We start from the raw sequence: 17,511 nt of genomic DNA, 5'->3' as shown, positions 1-17,511 counted from the left end.
TGCTATTTTTATTGTGAAAATACGAATTTTATTGTTTTGCCGTGAATTGCGTGAGGGATAGGAGCTAGCTACCTTGTAGCGTGTCCCGATAATTATCGGGAAGCCCGACAGCATTAGGGAAAGGGGCCGAATATGCGGTTGCTAGATTTGGCCCTTTTCCCTAATGGTGGCACGCCCAAATTTATATAAAATACGCCAAGGCTATTCCAATCACAATCATAGATACTTTGGCGATATTGAATTTATGACCTTCACTACTTTCGAAAATGATAGTCGATGAAATATGGAATAATATTCCAATAACCACGGCAGTTATCTGGGTGTAATAGTCATTCAATTGTGGTATAAAATCAGATGCTATCGTACCCAATGGCGTCATGATTGCAAAAGTGATCATAAAGAAAAAAATCGCCTTTTGGTCTAGGCTTGCATTAACGAAAAAGGTGGTCAATATGATGGCAATTGGCAAATGATGAATTGCGATTCCAACGGCTAGATCATGATGATGACCAACAGGAAATCCTTCGAGAAAGGCGTGTATGCAAAGACTGGTGAACAGCAACCAAGGTATTTGATATATTTTGGCATGACCATGAACGTGACCGTGCTCGGCACCTTTGGAGAAAAATTCTAATATGATTTGGAATAAAATTCCAAGCATAATAAAAAGTCCAATGTTACTGTTTTGACTTTCGTACACTTCCGGTAGTAGGTGCATTACGGTAAGAGACAACAGAAAAGAACCACTAAAAGCTAATAGTAGTTTAAGGTTAGTTTTGTTCTGGGGTTTTAAAAATAAAGCTATTATATAACCTATTATTACGGAAAGTAAGGGTAAAAGGTAATTCATTATTTAAAAATCATGATTAATCGTTCGCTTTCGGTTTTGTGGAATTTTTTTAATTTATAATCGCCAAAAATATCCAGTAAAAATATCCCTGCTTCTTCCATCATTTCTTCAAAGTCTTTCAGGGTTAGGGCTTTTACTTTTTCGGTGAAATGAAATTTTTGACCTTGATCTTCAAAATCGATTTCTTTGTAGATGTGTCCGTCTTTTAGATAACGTTTGATATGAAAATCGATTTCATCAACGGTCTTTACTTCTTCGGGAACCAAAGTGTTAAGCACGTTTGTTACATTCATAAAATCAATTACAGCAAAACCATATTCGGTTAAGCTTTCTTTGATGGCTTTTAGTGTGGTGAGATTGTCCTCGTCGTTTTCAAAATATCCAAAACTGGTAAACAAATTGAAAATAGCATCGAATTTATCTTCAAAAGTTTCACGCATGTCGTGTACTTGAAAATGCAAGGTTTCGTTGCTGTTTTTTTGTGCTTCGACAATACTGTTTTCGGATAAATCTGCACCGACGACGTTGAATCCTAATTGGTTTAAGTAGATAGCATGACGACCTTTGCCACAAGCCAAATCAAGCACTTTGGCTTTCTCGGGAAGATTGAGGTAGTGCGTCAGATTGTCCATAAACAATTGGGCTTCTCTGTAGTTTCTTTCTTTGTAAAGAATGTGGTAATACGGGCTGTCGAACCAAGAGGCAAACCAGTTTTCTGGATTGGAATTTGGGATTTGTCCCGAAGCTTCGGGATTGTTATTTGTAGAATCGGACATTTATTCTTTTTCAATTAATTTAGTCCCGCAAATTTAGTGTATTTTTGCTGAATATTAATGATAACAATTCCCCCATTTGGGGGTTAGGGGGCTATGGAGAATTTTAAGATGATTGCCAAAACCTTTTTTGGTTTTGAAGAAATACTGGCGAAAGAGTTAACAATGCTGGGCGCACAGGATGTGGAGCAGGGGGTGAGAATGGTAAGTTTTAAGGGAGACAAAGGTTTTATGTACAAAGCGAATTTGTCTTTGCGTACGGCTTTGAAGATTTTGAAGCCGATTTATTTTTTTAAAGCGAGAGACGAACAATCGTTATACAAAGGAATTCGAGGGACGAATTGGTCTAAATATATCAATGCCAATCAGACTTTTGTGATTGATGCAACGGTGCATTCGGAGTATTTTAACCACTCGGAGTTTGTGTCACAAAAATGTAAAGATGCGATCGTGGATCAGTTTCGTGAAAGAACGGGACAACGTCCTAGTATTGATAAAGCTTTTCCAGATTTGAGAATTAATATTCATATTGATAAAGATCAGGTTTCGGTAGCATTAGACACTTCTGGAAATTCATTGCACCAACGTGGGTACAGAACAGCTACGAATATTGCTCCTATTAACGAGGTTTTGGCAGCAGGAATTTTGCTGCTTTCGGGTTGGGATGGTCAAACTGATTTCTTGGATCCGATGTGTGGTTCTGGAACTTTCCTTGCAGAAGCGGCTATGATTGCGTGTAATATTCCCGCAAACATTAACCGTAAGGAATTCGCTTTCGAAAAATGGAACGATTGGGACAATGATTTGTTTGATAGTATTCAAGATAGTTTATTGAAGCGGGTACGCGAATTTCATTACACCATAAAAGGGTATGATAAAGCGCCGTCTGCGGTTCAAAAAGCGAAAGACAATGTGAAGAATGCCAATCTGGATGAATATATTAAGATAGAGGAGCAGAATTTCTTTGATACAGAGAAAACGTCTGAAGGGAAATTGCATATTGTTTTCAATCCGCCCTATGATGAGCGTTTGGATATTCACATGGAAGAATTCTACAAAAGTATTGGTGATACCTTGAAGAAAAATTATCCAGGAACAAACGCTTGGTTTATTACGGCAAACCTTGAAGCATTGAAATATGTTGGACTGAAACCTTCACGAAAAATCAAACTTTTTAATGCAAGTTTGGAAGCGAGATTAGTGAAGTATGAAATGTATGAGGGAAGTAAGAGGACGAAGTTTCAAGTTGTTCCTGATGCTGAATAAAGAGTTTTGATACTGAATATAATCCCGATGATTGCTATTTTAGAATAGTGATTATCGGGATTTAATTTTAGATTATTATTGTTTATAAAAAAATGTTTTATTGCTTTTTATTTTTTAAATTTAGGATAATTAACAAAATTAAATAGAGGTATATCAACTGATAAAAAAGCATTCCATTTCCAGTAAGGATTATTGACCTGAGTTGACTTGTCATCATTAATTCTTGAGAGACCAGGTCCATATTGCCCACCTATACCGATTGAAATAGGGATGTTAGCTCCAATTCCATAAACTATGTATGCTCCGGGCGAAAAAATTTGTCCTAGTTCGATTGTGTAATCTTTTGATTCAAGAGTTTCATCTGGTGTACCTTCATTTTCATATTCAAGCTTGTAATCTACGATAGCTCCCAAATCTAATAATGGAGCGAATAATGAAATCGATCCCCAATTATTATTCAATCCGTAACTTATACTAAGACCAATTGGAGCGGAAATTGCCACTCTGTCATTCCATGTACTTTGAGCGTTATTTTTCGGGTCAGTAAAACTATAACGAGCTCCAAGATAGGATTGAATATTAAAATTAAAATCAGAATGTTTTTTGATAGAAGAACTTCCAACAGGCAATATAACAGCATCGAAGGCAGCCTTAATATCAGCTTCTGTTTTAGCTTCTACCATATTTGCCATGAAGAGAGCATAAGGTTTTGCTTTTTGGGCGAAATTGAATAAGTTATTGAGTTTTAATTGATATAAATAGGCTTTTGTATTTTTTATTTCAGCCTCATTTAAATTTGAAATTAATTTGTCAATTTCAGAATTACTAACTGTTTCATTTTTCTCTAATTTCTCTAATATTTTCTTGGATTCATTTTTAATATTGTCAGGAGTATTTTCTTTAAATTTAGTTCCTATTATATTATTTGAAGAGATCTCATTTATTTTAGAAAAAATATCCATCGTGTTTATAATGGCAGCATTGTATTTTTCTTCGTAAATATTTTTATGTAAATCGTTACCTAATCTCATTAATTTGATTAAATCATCTGATACTTCAAAACTATCGTCAAAATGATTGTATAAAGAAAAACCATATTCAATTACATCTATCGAAGTACTGATATAAGTATAATATTCATCATTTGTAATTTTAATTTGATCTTCTTTTTTCGATTTAATTTCATTAACTATATTTTGTGTCTTAGCTGTTATATCAACAAACTCTTGTATTTTGTTTTGAAAAAAGAAAACATTATCAATTTGTGTAACAAGAATGTCATTGAAGTTTTTATTTCCATTTTTTTCATAAAATTTTATATCTCGGGATTTTTCATATAATAACCCTAGATAAATTTTAAATAATTCTTCATCTTCGAATAGTTTAACTAATTCTTTAGGATTTTGCCATTTTAGTTCTTCCAAATCTTTATGGCAAATGCTTTCACTAATTAGGTTTGCTATTTTTAAAGCACTACCAACATTTTTGAATTTATATTTAGTTTGATTTTCAGGAGCATCCCATTCTTTGAAAGCAGATAATTGATGTAAAACGCCTATTGCATTTAATCCTCCAGTTTCAAGTTGATGAATTAATCTCATAGAACGAACGATTACTGTTATTTCAGGGTAATTTTTGACTAGCTCATTGTATTTTGGCAACAATAATACATCGTCAATTTTAAATGTAATTTTACGAAGGTCATCTAGGAAATTATTACGTAGTGTAGGAAGCATTTCAGGATATTTATAACTTAATAAAGTTGAAACGACTTCAGATGTTTTTGGGAAAAGAATTTTAAATTCTTCATTATCTTTAATAAAATTTTTAAACTTGTTAAAGAAAGCAACTGTTAATTCTTCTTTGGCATGTTTAATCATAACTTCTGCCATTGCATTTGCATATTTAGTGACATCTAATCCACTAATCGATTTCCCTAATAACATTGAGATACCACCACCACCTTGTGTATTTATTTCTTTATCTGTTAAAAATAAAACTGATTTTAGGCTTTCATTTTGATTAAAGAATTCATTACCGTTGAAATCAATAGAATTAATAGTTTTTTTTATGTCAATCTTAATATTATATTTATTTAGAATTTCATTAGTCTTATTTTTGTCTTTTTTTTGTATTGCTTCTTGGAGAAGTTTAGCATCTTCAAATGCATAACCAGTGGGTTTATCTAGTGTTATGGTTTTATTTTCCTGAGTTGCATTATTAGTTGTTGCTGATATTGAATTTTCTTTTGAAAAAGGTATGCTGATTTTTTCTAAAAGTTTATCTTGGTTATCGCAAATTATTATTGAGAGAGTGTCTTTTTGCTTATTTAAAATATCTTTGGTAATTGTTACATATGATTTTACACCTTCATCAGTTTTTTTTAGTTCATGTTTCTTAAAGTACATTGAATTGACATAACAAATTTTGTAATTGCTAACCTGTGTTTTATCAAAAATAATTTTCACATCGTCTGTCTTATTAACTTCCTTAGGAGTACTCATCCATTCTTTGTTTATATTGACATCAGTTTGGGCTATAGCATTGTTTAAATTAAAGATTAGTAACCCTAGTGTCAGTATTTTTTTTGTGAGAGTAAATGTTATTTTCATACCAATTCAATGTTTAGTTGTTCAAAAATTGTTTCAATGGGAATGGCATACGTATGGGTATCATTGCCAGCTACTACTATTCCGATGACATTGTCATAATTATCTAATACAGCTGAACCTGAATCTCCTGGTACTGAAATTGCTTTATTATTATTAGAAATGGTTATTAAGTCCTCTAAATTCCATTTTTCGTATCCAGTTCCATCAGGCAATTCATAATTTATAACAACATCGTGATTTTTACCGGAAACTTTACCAACTGCGCTTGTTTTATTGGTTTTGTAACCATAGATTCTTGCCTCAAGGTTATTAATTTCACCACTTAAAGGATTTGTTTTTATAATATTTTTGCCATTGGGTAATTTGTTTGAAATAGAGAGCGTATCGCTAATGTCTATGATTGCTACGTCTATGGAATTGTTTCGAATACCATTTCTAATTGAGCCTACAACGGTAGTGCTGTCATGAGGAGAAATTATATTTTCTTCACCTATGTAATTGAAATCATTATAATTATGTCGTTTTCCAATTACCACATGATAACAAGTGAGTAACATTTTATGGCTACCATTCGTGCCTTTAAATTTCACAGCTAATCCATATGACCCATAGTTTGCAGGTTTGTTTTGGTTTGTTAAATCGCTTTTAAAAGTTAAGTTTCCATGGGTGACAATTGGTGATGAAACTATAATTTTTACGTCTATTTTTCTAACACTATTGTTGGGTAAATAATAAGGGAATGAGTTTGGAATGAGATGTGTATTATTATTTGTAGTTACTACTTCTATATATTTCGTTTCATTATTGTGACCTATTCCAACTGAAATTACATCTTGAATATTTTTTAGGATATTTTTATTTTCTTCAAACACTTTTTTTACAATATCAGCTTCTGTAATTGCAATCCATTCATCTAATTCTTTTAAGGTGTTCATTTTATAAGTTTCCTTATCACTTAATTTGGATTTCAAATCTTTCGCATAAAATAACATATCAAGTGTGTCATGCCAAAATTTAGATCCTAAACTCATTAATAACCCCCCAATTATACACCCAATTAATTCTAAATGAATATTTGACCATTCAAACTTTTGCCATCCCAAACTTGTTGTTGGATCCTCTTTTAATATTGTGAATAAATTAGCATGAATTAAAAAAGCAATGAAAATACTTAATGAAATATTTAATGCTAGAATTCTTTGTTCACGCTCTTTTTCAAAAGCAGGGTCTTCAGTTTTGACGGAATAATCTTTTTCCCAGTTAAAAAAATAACCGAATAATGTATTTCCTTTTTTGAAAAAATAGAGTTTAAACCACGTAATAGCCCGCTCGGAGATTAAACTGAGAATAAAAAAGACTGTTACAATTGCAATTGACTTACTTAACATATCCATATTTTGCATAATTTAAATTATTTGATTTTTGGGGTATAAACTTTTTTGTTACTATCAATTTGCTCTTTTTTTATCCAAGATGCACCAAAAAAGAGTAATGCGGTTGTTTCAAAAAAGTAAATGATTGGTATACTTTTAATAATTACATCTTTTTTAAGGAAGTGAAAAAAAAAGGGAGATATTAACAATTATCTATTCCAAAATTGGTTTAATTCTTCTTTATTTCCATTAAATGCATTGATATCAATATCGAATGCTGTACCAGGTATATTATACCAGCAGTTTCCCGTTTTTGTACAATTTATTTCGGAGCTAAATTGCCATAGCGAAACCTTATCCCATACTTTATTACTTAAATTGGGTAACGATGTAACAAACCTAGCATACCAAAGGGGACATTTTGCAAAAACGCTATTCTTATTGTATTTCAAATTAATTTGCGTAAATACCTTGTTGTTAATGTAAAGTATTGGGTATTTATTCGTCTTTTCAAATATCCTGTTAATAAATTTTATTGCATTTGTAAGTGGTATATATGGTTTTTTAGGATTTTTCAAATCCAATTCATAATCTTCAATATCTATTGCCATAGGTTGATTTAGATTATTTTTTATGATGGTTAAATAAAAGTCAGCTTGTTTTATTGGATCTGAATTATTACCTAAATGATAGGAAGCAAAAAGCAAATTCTTTGTTTTTGCAATTTTGCTTCTAGTTAAATATTTACTATCTGCATTCAATCCTTCTGAAGCTTTGTGAATTATTCCCATCACTCTTTTATCTGTACTGAGTTTGTCGAAATCAATTATATTTCCATGATAGGGGTCAATAATAATGGGATAAATATTGTTATTCCAAGGTTTTGTGTTAAAACTACTGTTTTGTCCAAAAACATTAAAACTCCCTAAAACAATAATTGTGAAAAATAATATTCTTTTCATAGTTTACAATATTTTTAAATTTCTTTTTTCGGCTATAGGGGTTTATTTACAATATTATTTTTAAACTTTTTAAAGTTTGTTTACCCATAATACCATCTACGATTAATCCTTTCATTAGTTGATAATTGTGTACAGCTATTTGCATATTTTGATCATAATTGTCATTCAAGTCTCCTGGATTTATACCAAGACTTAATAATACTTGTTTTGCTTTTAGAATAATAGGGTCTTTTATTAGAGGGGTATTTAAGAAGAAGTTATATTTTGGTTCTTTGTGCGTTTTTGTAATTGTTTCAATATTTTTTGTATAAGTTACTCCATTTATTAGTAACGCTTTATGCCAAGTTCTACCAGATATATCACCTTTAGTGACACCTTTTTTTGTACTCATAGCTTCAATTGTTTGATTTTTACCATCGCTAAAAACAATATGACCTATAATTGAGCCATGGGGGATTCGTAATAGTATAGCACCTGGGGTAATGCTTGCTTCTTCAATAGTTATTTCTTTGCACATTGTTTTGGCGTCATCAGCCCAAAATCCTGTATAAGCTTCACCTTTTTTCACTCCAATAAGTAAACTAGTAGCTTTATATACACACCAAGAAATAAATTCGGCACAATCCCACGGACCAGTATAATTGAGATTGGTGTATGGAACTTTTGAACCAAAAATATATTTTTCGCCAATATGTTGATTGGCAATATCTATTAAATCTTTACCTGTACTCATGATTTTTATAATTTATTTTTTGCCTACTCTATATTCCTCTTTTCGGCTTACGAGGGTTTATTCATTCCTAAATCTTTACAAATTCACCACTATTAGGATCATATTTCATTTAGAACTTACCTAGATCGGTTAGTTTTTTTATTGTATCCATTACTGTTGTTATTCTAATTATACCACCAATGTTAAATTTTGTTTCGGTTGAATTAATGAGTTGCGCATTATAAACGGTTCTTCCGCTTGGTGTGACAGCGCTTGTGATAGAAAAATCAATTACCATAGTATTATGTTTTAAAATTATTACATGCTTATTTCTTCGCTAATTTTAATTTAGCTATGCAAGAATTAGAAAGTAGGGGGGTAGGGATTCTAATTGTAAATGTATTCACTTGGTATTTAGGTGAATGTACAGTTTGTTTTTGGAAGCGATAAATTTAGTATATAAATCAATACAAAATTAAAGAAAGTTAATTATTGTTAAATTTTAGCTAAATAAAACTTTCTTTAGCGATTAATTCAACGCTGGAAATAAATAGTAGTTTTTTCTGAGAATTCTCTAGATTTTCAATTAATTTTGAAAAACATAATTAAATACGATAAAATGACAAAATTACAAGTAAGAGCATTTCTATACAATCTAGGTTGTTTTGCAATATTGTTTATCTCATTCCGTTATTTGGTAGAGCAATATACCAATTTGACTGGCTTTTGGATTCCGATGGTAGCTTTTGTAGCAGGAACTCTTTTGTCTCCAAAATTTCAAGCAGCAAAGACTAAAGACGGCGAAAAATTATTCATGTCTTGGTTGTTTATAAAGGGGATTAAGGAAATAGGATAATTAGAATAGACCAAAAAGGAAAAGGCGTACAATTGAATTTTCAGATTCAATTGTACGCCTTATTTATTGATATAAACCGTAACCTAACAAAAAAACGAACACTCCCGATAGCTATTGGGATTCCTGAGTTTTCACAAATTGAGAATCTGTGCTAATCTGTGACCCCAGCGATAGCGAATAGGCGTAGCAAATCGGTGTCTTAAAAAAAACTTTTATTTCTTTGGAGTTATTTTTTTTGGAATAACTTTCTTTTTGTAGATAGGGACAAAATAAGAAACGGTATAATTAAACCCAGCTCCAAAATTCCCATCGTATGTTCTGTTAAAACCTGGAATGTAAAGATTCTCAAAATTGGTAGGCTCAGTATTTGTTACCAATATTTTCAATTGCAAGCTGATACCAACATACACATTGTTAAACACTTTTACATTTACACCTGCAGCTACTTCAGCCCAACTAGCGGTTAATCCGTTGTGGATTTGTCCCGAAGTAATAGTTGGTGCTTGTCCGAAATATGGATTGGGATTGTAGATGTCATAACTGTTTAGTTGTTCGCTAAAGGTGCTAAAACCATAGCGCATCCCAAGAGTAATTAGGTTTTCCATGTCCAACCAATTGGTATAGGCATTGTAATTAAAACCTACTTTGGCATAAGAACCTTTGGTTGTAGTGTTCAATTGTGCATCGTCGATAGTGATGTTTTCATTACCAACTTCTCCATACAAATAGTATTTCTTTGTCAATCTATAATCGCCTACAAAAGCAATTCCTTTATAGTCAGAATCATAAAAGGAACGAGTAGCTTTGTACACATCTACCCCAACAATCAATCCGTAACGATCAGTTTTTGGTTTAATGGTGTCGGTTTTTACAGCTTCGAGTTTTTTTTCTGAATTCTTCTTTATCGGAGCGACACTTTTGGTTTCTGTTATCTTTACATCTTGCTGGATGTTTGTTGTAGTAGTCTTTTCTTGTGCCTTCACAAAAAACAAAGACAACAAAAAGAAAATACTAAAAGAATATTTTAATGATTGTCTCATTTTCGGATGTTATGTTAATTTTTTCCACTATCACATATTTTACCCACTTTTGATCGGCAGGAGTTGAATCGGTATGTATAAAAGGATTGCTTTGATCTAAATTGAAAACGGTTTTGAAACCACATGCTCTAGAAACATAAATATTTTCCCGAGTATATTTAAATTCAAAATTATCTTCGTTGATCAGTAAAGGATTTTTGTTGCCGTAATTTAGAATAAACTTGTATTTCACGACATCAGCATCTGTTTTTAACGGAAGCAATATGCTGTTCCCATTAGTAAGATATTTAGCATCACCAATTCCTGTAGGATTTAAAACAACCCCATTCGTCACTCCTTCTCCAATCACTTTTAAATTGGTTACGTTTTTTTGAAGCGACGCATTCGAAATGTCGTAAAATTTAATGAGCATCCTAGGTGTGGTAGGTGTATTTGGATCACAAATATCATCGGGCTCACAACTAGAAGAAGCGAACCCGAGAATCAGTAAAAAAGCAATTATTTTTTTCATATAGTCTAAGGTATTCCCCTTTAGGGGCTAGGGGTGGGTGGTGGCTTATCGTCTTTCCAAAAGGACTACATTTTCAACATGATGCGTTTGCGGAAACATATCGACCGGTCTCACTCGTGTTACTTTGTATTTTTCATCCATCAAAGCCAAATCTCTTGCTTGTGTAGCCGAGTTACAACTCACATAAACCACTTTTTCAGGAGCGATTTTCATAATTTGTTCAATTACATCTTTGTGCATTCCGTCTCTTGGTGGATCAGTGATAATCACATCAGGATGGCCGTGTTGTGCGATGAAACTATCGTTAAAAACCACTTTCATGTCTCCTACAAAGAACTCGCAATTGGTGATTTCATTGCGCTCTGCGTTTAATTTAGCATCTTTAATTGCTTCAGGAACGCTTTCTACACCAATTACTTTTCTAGCTTTTTTAGATACAAATTGTGCAATTGTTCCAGTTCCAGTGTATAAATCATAAACGATTTCATTTCCGGTAAGTCCTGCAAAATCTCTGGTTATTTTGTATAATTCGTAGGCTTGATCCGAATTGGTTTGGTAAAAAGATTTAGCATTAATACTAAATTTCAATCCTTCCATTTCTTCCAAGATGTAATCTCTTCCTTTGTATAATTTTATGTCGGTGTCGTATAAAGTGTCGTTCGCTTTATTGTTAACCACATATTGCAATGATGTAATTTGAGGGAATTTCTCGTATAGGTGATCCAGAATCAATTCTCTGTTGGCTTTGTCGTTTTCAAAAAACTGAATCAAAACCATGATTTCTCCAGTCGAAGCTGTTCTCAACATCAAGGTTCTTAGTAAACCTTCGTGCGCTCTAGGATTAAAGAAAGTCAACCCATGTTCGTTAGCAAAAGCACGAACTTCGTTACGGATCGCATTCGACGGGTCTTCTTGTAAATGACATTTGTTGATGTCTAAGATTTTGTCCCACATTTTTGGAATATGAAAACCAAGCGCATTTCTGTTTCCTAAATCTTCGGTGCTTCCAATTTCATCTTCGGTCAACCAACGGCTGTTCGAAAACGAAAATTCCATTTTATTTCTATAAAAAAACTGTTTTTCAGAACCTAAAATTGGTTCAAATTCAGGAAGTTCAACTTTTCCAATGCGTTGCAAATGGTTTTTTACCTCATTTTGTTTGTAGTACAGCTGTTGGCTGTATTTCATATTTTGCCATTTACACCCACCGCAAACACCAAAATGTTCACAAATTGGCTCTACACGATGCTCTGAGTATTCATGAAAATGAACTGCTTTACCCTCATAATACGCCTTACGCTTCTTGAAAGTTTGCACATCTACCACATCCCCGGGAACTACATTTGGGATAAAAACAACTTTTCCATCGGGAGCTTTTGCCACCGAAACGCCTTTTGCACCAGCATCAAGGACTTTTATTTGATGAAAGACAACTTTGTCTGTATTTTTCTTAGCCATAGCGCAAAAATAAGGCTTTGAATTTATTTATGGATTTTAATTGTGATTTTTTTTTGAAAAGGAAGTGTGTTTTTCTTTCGTAAGGAAAAAATAATTTTGTTGAATGTCTGTATTTCCTTCATAAGATAACAATTACCAAATGTTTTTTTATTGTTTTAGTAATTTTTTGCAATGACATTTTTATTTAAAAAAGAACCTTCCTTAAGAGAAATTAAGGAAGGTATTTTTTTTTTTGATTACATTTAATGTTTGGATTTTGAAAAGAATTATAAAATCATCTAAATGGGCAAAGTAATCTATTTAGATTGATTGAATAATCTTTAATAAGTAATTGTTTTGTTTGTTGGGACTAACGGAAGTTTATTGATAGCAGATTACAAATCATGCTTTTAGTTTTAAATTGTCTGCACTTAAAAGATTAGGAATGATTGATTTTTGTCAGTTCGATTACATCTTCATAAGTTTGTAATATTGTCTCTGACCTTGAGAGCTTAATTCAATTATATATAATCCTGACGGTTCATTTAATTTGAATTGATAAGTTAAAACGTTGATGTTTTCTTTATAATAAATCATTTGCCCATTTACACTAAAAACTTTAATAGTTACATCTTTTAAGTTCTTCAAATCAATATTTACTATTCCGAGGTTTGGATTAGGGAAGATAGAAGCGCCATCAAACAAAGTGCTATTCTCGAAGTTTCTTATATTAAGAGATGAAGAACAATTTGTGATATCTTTAATTAAAAGGCGATAGTTGGTATAATCCACTTGCCCCAAATTTATATTGTCATAATAATCATAAATAGAATTATTAATAGCAGTTGTATTAGTAGTTCCCCACCAATTATTGATTGCTGTTATATTTTTGCTTGACTTATTTTGGATATTATAAGTTGTATTATCGTAAAAATTAGAGTTGTCTATAGTTACAATGTTAGAATTAGTTATTTCTAGTCCAATAGAATTGTTTTTAATTGTTGAGTTTGTCATGACAAAATTCCCCCACATATATCCACCTCCAGTTATTTTAATAGCAGTACCTATATTATTACCTGTTATTTGTGAACATTCAAATTTCCCATTACCGAAGATTAAACCATTTGAAGTATTATAATTAATTTCACTTTCTGAGATTTCTAATCTTGCTACAGGTAAATTTATAGGAGTATTATTTATTTTACTGTCTTTTATTATAATAGGTCCATTTGCATCACCATGGCCATCAATAATGTAAGAATCAGTTAATTCAGATTTAATGATCTCAATATTTGCTCCGCAACATCCTATACTTAATTGAGTGTTTCCTATAATACATTCATCTATTATTATACCATAATTGTATGAATCTGAATTTATTAAAGAATTATTAATGGTGCTATTTTTCACCTTAATTTTTTCACTTCTAGGATAAACTCCTTTAATTGTTGTTCCCGAAATTATTGCATTTTCAATAATTAAATTTGCGGTACTTTGATAACCTTTACTTTGTACTTTAGTATTTGTTAATACAATATTTGAAACTAGTAAAGTGCCAAAGTTTTTAATTAAATCTTCATTAAATTCAGATTCATTTGCTAGCTGAAATGCATTTTTAGGACCAATAAACTTCACGTGAGATAATTGACTATTGCTTAAATTTGTACTTTTAAACAAAAGCATTGATTTGCCTGAAAAATTCCCATTAAATATGATGGGGAAATTATTTGTTCCATTGGCAACAAGTGTACCTTTTATCAAAATTTCATAGTCAGAGTTGAAATTAATTTGTACGCCGGGTTCGATTGTTAATGATACACCATTTGGAATCTGAACATCGCCAGTTAAATTGTATGGACTACCTGATAAGCTCCAAATTGTATTTGTAAAGTATGGCCCGCTAACATTTGTTTGTGCAATTACTTTTGTACACATCAACGATAAAAAGATTAGTAGCCCGAATAGTATTGTTTTTTTCATTTATAATAGTTGTTTTTTATTTTTCAAATATAATTAAATACTTACTAAAGCGGGTTAAATCTAATAAAAAAAATTTGCCCAGTTATTTTTTAAATTGTTTGTCTGGAAATAAGGCTTTTGAATTTATTTATAGATTTTAATTCTACTATTTTTGGGAGAGTAACGTTTTTATTTTGGTTTCCGACGATTCGAAATCTCCTTTTTTGATACAAAAGGCATATTTTTGGAGAAGAAGTGGATAGATGACTTCCTAAAATTTCGAATAATTAATTTTAATAGGATTCAGCGAAAAAAGTATAAAAAATTTGTAATACTCAAGATTATGAAGTAAAAGCTTAGTTGTTTTTTTACTGCGTTCGAGATGATGCTAAAAATCAAGCGTGTAACTGTTTATTCAAAAATATCCTTCCAGTCTTTGGTCGTGATTGCCGAAGCCTTGTTTTCGGAGTTCATGGTTACCCGAAGTTCCTTATTGGCTTTAGCGTATTCAAAAAGAGCTTTAAATCGAAACACATTTGTTTTGTCGGTTTTGTTTGGAATCATTTCTACAAATTGAAGATCCTTGAAAAGACCATATTTTAGGTTGTATTTCACACAGATTTGTTTGATATTCTCCGGTGTAGATTTAGCAATTACTTTGTCAGTGGCTTCACTTTGTGTAAAAGGCTTGAATTTAGCGTTATTACAAGTTGTTAAAATCCTTTTGCCTAATTCGTAGGCTTTGTTTTTTTGCGCTTCTTCGGCTGTGCTCATTTCTGTTTGGAGAACACTTTTCCCCATTAATTTCCCGTTTACGTTTTTAGTTTTACAACCCATCAACGATAATAGACACCCTATTATAATTAACTTTTTCATATAATATAAGTTTCTGTAAAAACGCAAAATAGAGAAATAAAGTATAAAAAAACAGCCTTATTTATGTGGCTAATCCCGCTTTTCGGTACAAATCCTCATTCTGGAAGCAATAGCACTAAGTCCGGAAAGGAGCTTTTTTGGCTCCACTCTCTTTTGGAGACGGGCTGGGGTGAGGAGTCGCTCTTTCTGGGCAAGTGTTGCAATGCTTCCAGAACTCCGGGTTTTTCGCTGCAAACTAGGTTTGCTGAACACCTCTGAAAATACAGTTGAGTGAAGTACTCGGGGGCAGGGAAGTTGTTGGTTAGAATTGGGTTTAGGGGGGAGACTTTGACTCGATTGGGATTAATGCTCGAATCTCTTATCTTTAAATGAAAACTTAAACTATTTACGGTAAACGTTGTTTTTTAATTGCCATTAAAATTGCCATTGAAATTGCTATTGAAATTGCTATTGTTTCAGCTTCCCATCACTCAATAACATGGATAAAGTTTTAAGACTTTCGGTTCGATCAGCAATAAGTTTTATGATGCTAATAAATGGAATAAACAGAATCATTCCTGATGCCCCCCAAATAATTCCGCCAGCTATAATCATAACCAAAATGGCGAGTGTATTTATCTTTAAGCGACTTCCCACCGCATAGGGAAATATGATGTAAGCTTCGAGAACTTGAACTACGGAAAATATTGTGATAACGCCCAGTGGGTACCAAATAGAATTAAACGTTATCCAAGCCACAGTAATAGGTAAAAGTGAAGATACCATAATACCAACATACGGTATAAAGGTAAGTATAGATGCTGTGAAACCAAAAAGGAAAGGGTAGGGAATGCCAATGATGGCGAGTCCAATACTATTCAAAAGTCCAACTATCAAATAAACCACCAGCATGCCTTTTATGAATTTATAATATTCATGAATGGTTTCAATGATGATTTCGTGTATCATTTCTTTTTTGTTCGGTGGAAAAAGATGGTACAGCGCCTGAATCAATAATTGGCGATAGGATAATATTAGTGCCGAGAAGATGGGGACTATTAGAAGATAATACAATGATTCCGAAAAGGAATAAACGGTATTTTTAAGGAATGTGAATATCTGTGAACTCGAATTGTTTACTGCATTTCTAATATAACTCAGTTGTTTATCTTCGTTTACGCCAAATTGTTCGGTCAGAAATACACTCAGCTGATTTAACGTTTCTTCAAGTTTTAGTTCTAATGTTTGCCATTCATCCGAAAATTGAAGAATTTGCGTAAAAAGAAGAAATAGTATCGTAGCAAATAGTAAGGCAACAGTAATTAAGGAAAGTCCAATCGCTACACTGGGGTGTATTCCTTTTTGTTCCATCCATTTGCAAACAGGATAAAGTATAAAACTAATAAGCATGGCAAAACTCAACGGGATGAATAGCGTTTTTCCAAAGTACAAGATCACTAATGCGATAAATAGATACTGAAAAATTTCAAGAGTGGTAATTTTTTTAGGAAAATCAGTTGGAATAGGCTTTTTTGGAATTGCTGCCATATAGTTTTTGTTTTAACTGTTGAGGTTTTTTTTGTAAAACGGTATTTTCTTTTAACAGGATAAATAACTGAATTACAAGGTACAAAATATTATGGGAACGACATTCTATGTTCTCATTCATTATTGAATTTCGTTAAAAGAATCAGTTCCTAAGATCATTTTTTACATTAAAAATGCTAAATTTGAGTAAACTAAAAAAAACTATTATGAAGAGAAATGCAACCGCAGTTTGGAATGGTTCACTAAAAGAGGGAGCCGGTAAATTAACAACACAAAGTAAAACTTTAGAAAATACACAATATTCATTCAAATCCCGATTTGAAGAAGGAGTAGGTACGAATCCCGAAGAGCTAGTTGCTGCTGCACATGCGGGATGTTTTACCATGCAGCTTTCTGCTTTTATTAGCGAAACGAGCGCAGCAATTGAAAGTATAGAAACGAAATGCGTTATTAATTTAGTAGAAGGAACAATTGTAGGTTCTCAATTGACGGTCAATGCTAAAATAAGCGGAATTTCGAATGAAACTTTCCAAGAATTAGTTACAAAAGCGGAAAAAAATTGCCCGATTTCGAAACTACTCAATGCCGAAATTACTACAACAGCTACTTTGGTTTAATCCTGAATCCGTATTAGACGTCATGTTGAAGATAAATTATAGCTCATCCAAACCCCGAAAGGGGTGAAATGATTATAGAAAATACATAATGTTGGCGATCAAACCCTGAAGGGGTGAAATTATTTAGTTTTTTTATTAAA

Annotated in this window: 15 protein-coding genes; 3 read left to right on the top strand and 12 right to left on the bottom strand. The window is 32.2% G+C overall.

Features of this window, described 5'->3' with window-relative positions:
* Positions 1-181 precede the first annotated feature (181 nt).
* Together FNW52_RS04925 and FNW52_RS04920 are read right to left on the bottom strand one after the other, a co-directional pair.
* On the bottom strand, positions 182-850 hold the full coding sequence (locus tag FNW52_RS04925; protein WP_143376354.1) for a ZIP family metal transporter: 669 nt from the start codon (positions 848-850) through the stop codon (positions 182-184).
* Positions 850-1,626 carry a bifunctional 2-polyprenyl-6-hydroxyphenol methylase/3-demethylubiquinol 3-O-methyltransferase UbiG gene (locus tag FNW52_RS04920; RefSeq protein WP_143376353.1) on the bottom strand — a complete coding sequence of 259 codons (777 nt, stop codon included), beginning with the start codon at positions 1,624-1,626 and terminating at the stop codon, positions 850-852. The genes FNW52_RS04925 and FNW52_RS04920 overlap by 1 nt, the downstream gene beginning before the upstream one ends.
* Positions 1,627-1,719: 93 nt before the next feature.
* On the opposite strand from FNW52_RS04920, the gene FNW52_RS04915 reads away from it, so the two are divergent.
* Positions 1,720-2,889, top strand: coding sequence for a class I SAM-dependent RNA methyltransferase (locus tag FNW52_RS04915; protein WP_143376352.1), 1,170 nt, complete (start codon positions 1,720-1,722; stop codon positions 2,887-2,889).
* Positions 2,890-2,996: 107 nt separating this feature from the next.
* Here the strand turns inward: FNW52_RS04915 and FNW52_RS04910 are convergent, their stop codons facing one another.
* The 4 genes from FNW52_RS04910 to FNW52_RS04895 all read right to left on the bottom strand — a co-directional run bounded on the left by FNW52_RS04910 (position 2,997) and on the right by FNW52_RS04895 (position 8,569).
* Positions 2,997-5,501, bottom strand: a complete 2,505-nt coding sequence (locus FNW52_RS04910; RefSeq protein WP_143376351.1) for a hypothetical protein — start codon at positions 5,499-5,501, stop codon at positions 2,997-2,999.
* A complete protein-coding gene (locus tag FNW52_RS04905; RefSeq protein WP_143376350.1) occupies positions 5,498-6,904 on the bottom strand; it encodes a serine protease in 1,407 nt (468 codons plus the stop codon). The genes FNW52_RS04910 and FNW52_RS04905 overlap by 4 nt, the downstream gene beginning before the upstream one ends.
* 179 nt (positions 6,905-7,083) lie before the next feature.
* Entirely contained in the window at positions 7,084-7,836 is a 753-nt protein-coding gene (locus tag FNW52_RS04900) for a glycoside hydrolase family 25 protein (RefSeq protein WP_143376349.1), read from the bottom strand.
* Positions 7,837-7,882: 46 nt separating this feature from the next.
* Positions 7,883-8,569, bottom strand: a complete 687-nt coding sequence (locus FNW52_RS04895; protein ID WP_143376348.1) for a peptidoglycan-binding domain-containing protein — start codon at positions 8,567-8,569, stop codon at positions 7,883-7,885.
* A 598-nt stretch (positions 8,570-9,167) separates the two neighbouring features.
* On the opposite strand from FNW52_RS04895, the gene FNW52_RS04890 reads away from it, so the two are divergent.
* Positions 9,168-9,404, top strand: coding sequence for a hypothetical protein (locus FNW52_RS04890; RefSeq protein WP_143376347.1), 237 nt, complete (start codon positions 9,168-9,170; stop codon positions 9,402-9,404).
* A 212-nt stretch (positions 9,405-9,616) separates the two neighbouring features.
* Here FNW52_RS04890 and FNW52_RS04885 read toward each other — a convergent pair whose 3' ends face one another.
* From FNW52_RS04885 to FNW52_RS04860, 6 genes are all read right to left on the bottom strand, one after another.
* Positions 9,617-10,444 carry a DUF6048 family protein gene (locus FNW52_RS04885; RefSeq protein ID WP_143376346.1) on the bottom strand — a complete coding sequence of 276 codons (828 nt, stop codon included), beginning with the start codon at positions 10,442-10,444 and terminating at the stop codon, positions 9,617-9,619.
* Entirely contained in the window at positions 10,416-10,955 is a 540-nt protein-coding gene (locus tag FNW52_RS04880; protein ID WP_143376345.1) for a DUF6452 family protein, read from the bottom strand. Before FNW52_RS04880 ends, FNW52_RS04885 begins: the two co-directional genes overlap by 29 nt.
* 45 nt (positions 10,956-11,000) lie before the next feature.
* Complete coding sequence (rlmD, locus tag FNW52_RS04875) at positions 11,001-12,413, bottom strand: 23S rRNA (uracil(1939)-C(5))-methyltransferase RlmD (RefSeq protein ID WP_143376344.1); 1,413 nt, start codon at positions 12,411-12,413, stop codon at positions 11,001-11,003.
* 447 nt (positions 12,414-12,860) lie between these two features.
* Positions 12,861-14,372 (bottom strand): T9SS type A sorting domain-containing protein, encoded by a 1,512-nt coding sequence (locus tag FNW52_RS04870; RefSeq protein WP_143376343.1) that lies wholly within the window; start codon positions 14,370-14,372, stop codon positions 12,861-12,863.
* 390 nt (positions 14,373-14,762) lie between these two features.
* The gene (locus FNW52_RS04865) at positions 14,763-15,227 is read right to left on the bottom strand and encodes a hypothetical protein (protein WP_143376342.1); all 465 of its coding nucleotides are present in this window, start codon (positions 15,225-15,227) and stop codon (positions 14,763-14,765) included.
* Between the two features lie 447 nt (positions 15,228-15,674).
* Complete coding sequence (locus tag FNW52_RS04860) at positions 15,675-16,754, bottom strand: AI-2E family transporter (protein ID WP_143376341.1); 1,080 nt, start codon at positions 16,752-16,754, stop codon at positions 15,675-15,677.
* 206 nt (positions 16,755-16,960) lie between these two features.
* Here FNW52_RS04860 and FNW52_RS04855 point away from each other — a divergent pair, with 206 nt between their 5' ends.
* On the top strand, positions 16,961-17,371 hold the full coding sequence (locus FNW52_RS04855) for an OsmC family peroxiredoxin (RefSeq protein WP_143376340.1): 411 nt from the start codon (positions 16,961-16,963) through the stop codon (positions 17,369-17,371).
* Positions 17,372-17,511 lie beyond the last annotated feature (140 nt).

The sequence above is a fragment of the Flavobacterium sp. ZT3R18 genome (assembly GCF_007097385.1).
GTDB lineage: Bacteria > Bacteroidota > Bacteroidia > Flavobacteriales > Flavobacteriaceae > Flavobacterium.
This window is presented reverse-complemented; position numbering and strand designations above follow the sequence as displayed.

Excerpts from the sequence above, each read along its gene's own strand:
- FNW52_RS04890 (WP_143376347.1), top strand. The coding sequence starts at position 9,168 with ATGACAAAATTACAAGTAAGAGCATTTCTATACAATCTAGGTTGTTTT.
- FNW52_RS04870 (WP_143376343.1), bottom strand. The coding sequence starts at position 14,372 with ATGAAAAAAACAATACTATTCGGGCTACTAATCTTTTTATCGTTGATG.
- FNW52_RS04880 (WP_143376345.1), bottom strand. The coding sequence starts at position 10,955 with ATGAAAAAAATAATTGCTTTTTTACTGATTCTCGGGTTCGCTTCTTCT.
- FNW52_RS04900 (WP_143376349.1), bottom strand. The coding sequence starts at position 7,836 with ATGAAAAGAATATTATTTTTCACAATTATTGTTTTAGGGAGTTTTAAT.
- FNW52_RS04905 (WP_143376350.1), bottom strand. The coding sequence starts at position 6,904 with ATGCAAAATATGGATATGTTAAGTAAGTCAATTGCAATTGTAACAGTC.
- FNW52_RS04925 (WP_143376354.1), bottom strand. The coding sequence starts at position 850 with ATGAATTACCTTTTACCCTTACTTTCCGTAATAATAGGTTATATAATA.
- FNW52_RS04895 (WP_143376348.1), bottom strand. The coding sequence starts at position 8,569 with ATGAGTACAGGTAAAGATTTAATAGATATTGCCAATCAACATATTGGC.
- FNW52_RS04885 (WP_143376346.1), bottom strand. The coding sequence starts at position 10,444 with ATGAGACAATCATTAAAATATTCTTTTAGTATTTTCTTTTTGTTGTCT.
- FNW52_RS04915 (WP_143376352.1), top strand. The coding sequence starts at position 1,720 with ATGGAGAATTTTAAGATGATTGCCAAAACCTTTTTTGGTTTTGAAGAA.
- FNW52_RS04910 (WP_143376351.1), bottom strand. The coding sequence starts at position 5,501 with ATGAAAATAACATTTACTCTCACAAAAAAAATACTGACACTAGGGTTA.
- FNW52_RS04920 (WP_143376353.1), bottom strand. The coding sequence starts at position 1,626 with ATGTCCGATTCTACAAATAACAATCCCGAAGCTTCGGGACAAATCCCA.
- rlmD (WP_143376344.1), bottom strand. The coding sequence starts at position 12,413 with ATGGCTAAGAAAAATACAGACAAAGTTGTCTTTCATCAAATAAAAGTC.
- FNW52_RS04860 (WP_143376341.1), bottom strand. The coding sequence starts at position 16,754 with ATGGCAGCAATTCCAAAAAAGCCTATTCCAACTGATTTTCCTAAAAAA.
- FNW52_RS04855 (WP_143376340.1), top strand. The coding sequence starts at position 16,961 with ATGAAGAGAAATGCAACCGCAGTTTGGAATGGTTCACTAAAAGAGGGA.
- FNW52_RS04865 (WP_143376342.1), bottom strand. The coding sequence starts at position 15,227 with ATGAAAAAGTTAATTATAATAGGGTGTCTATTATCGTTGATGGGTTGT.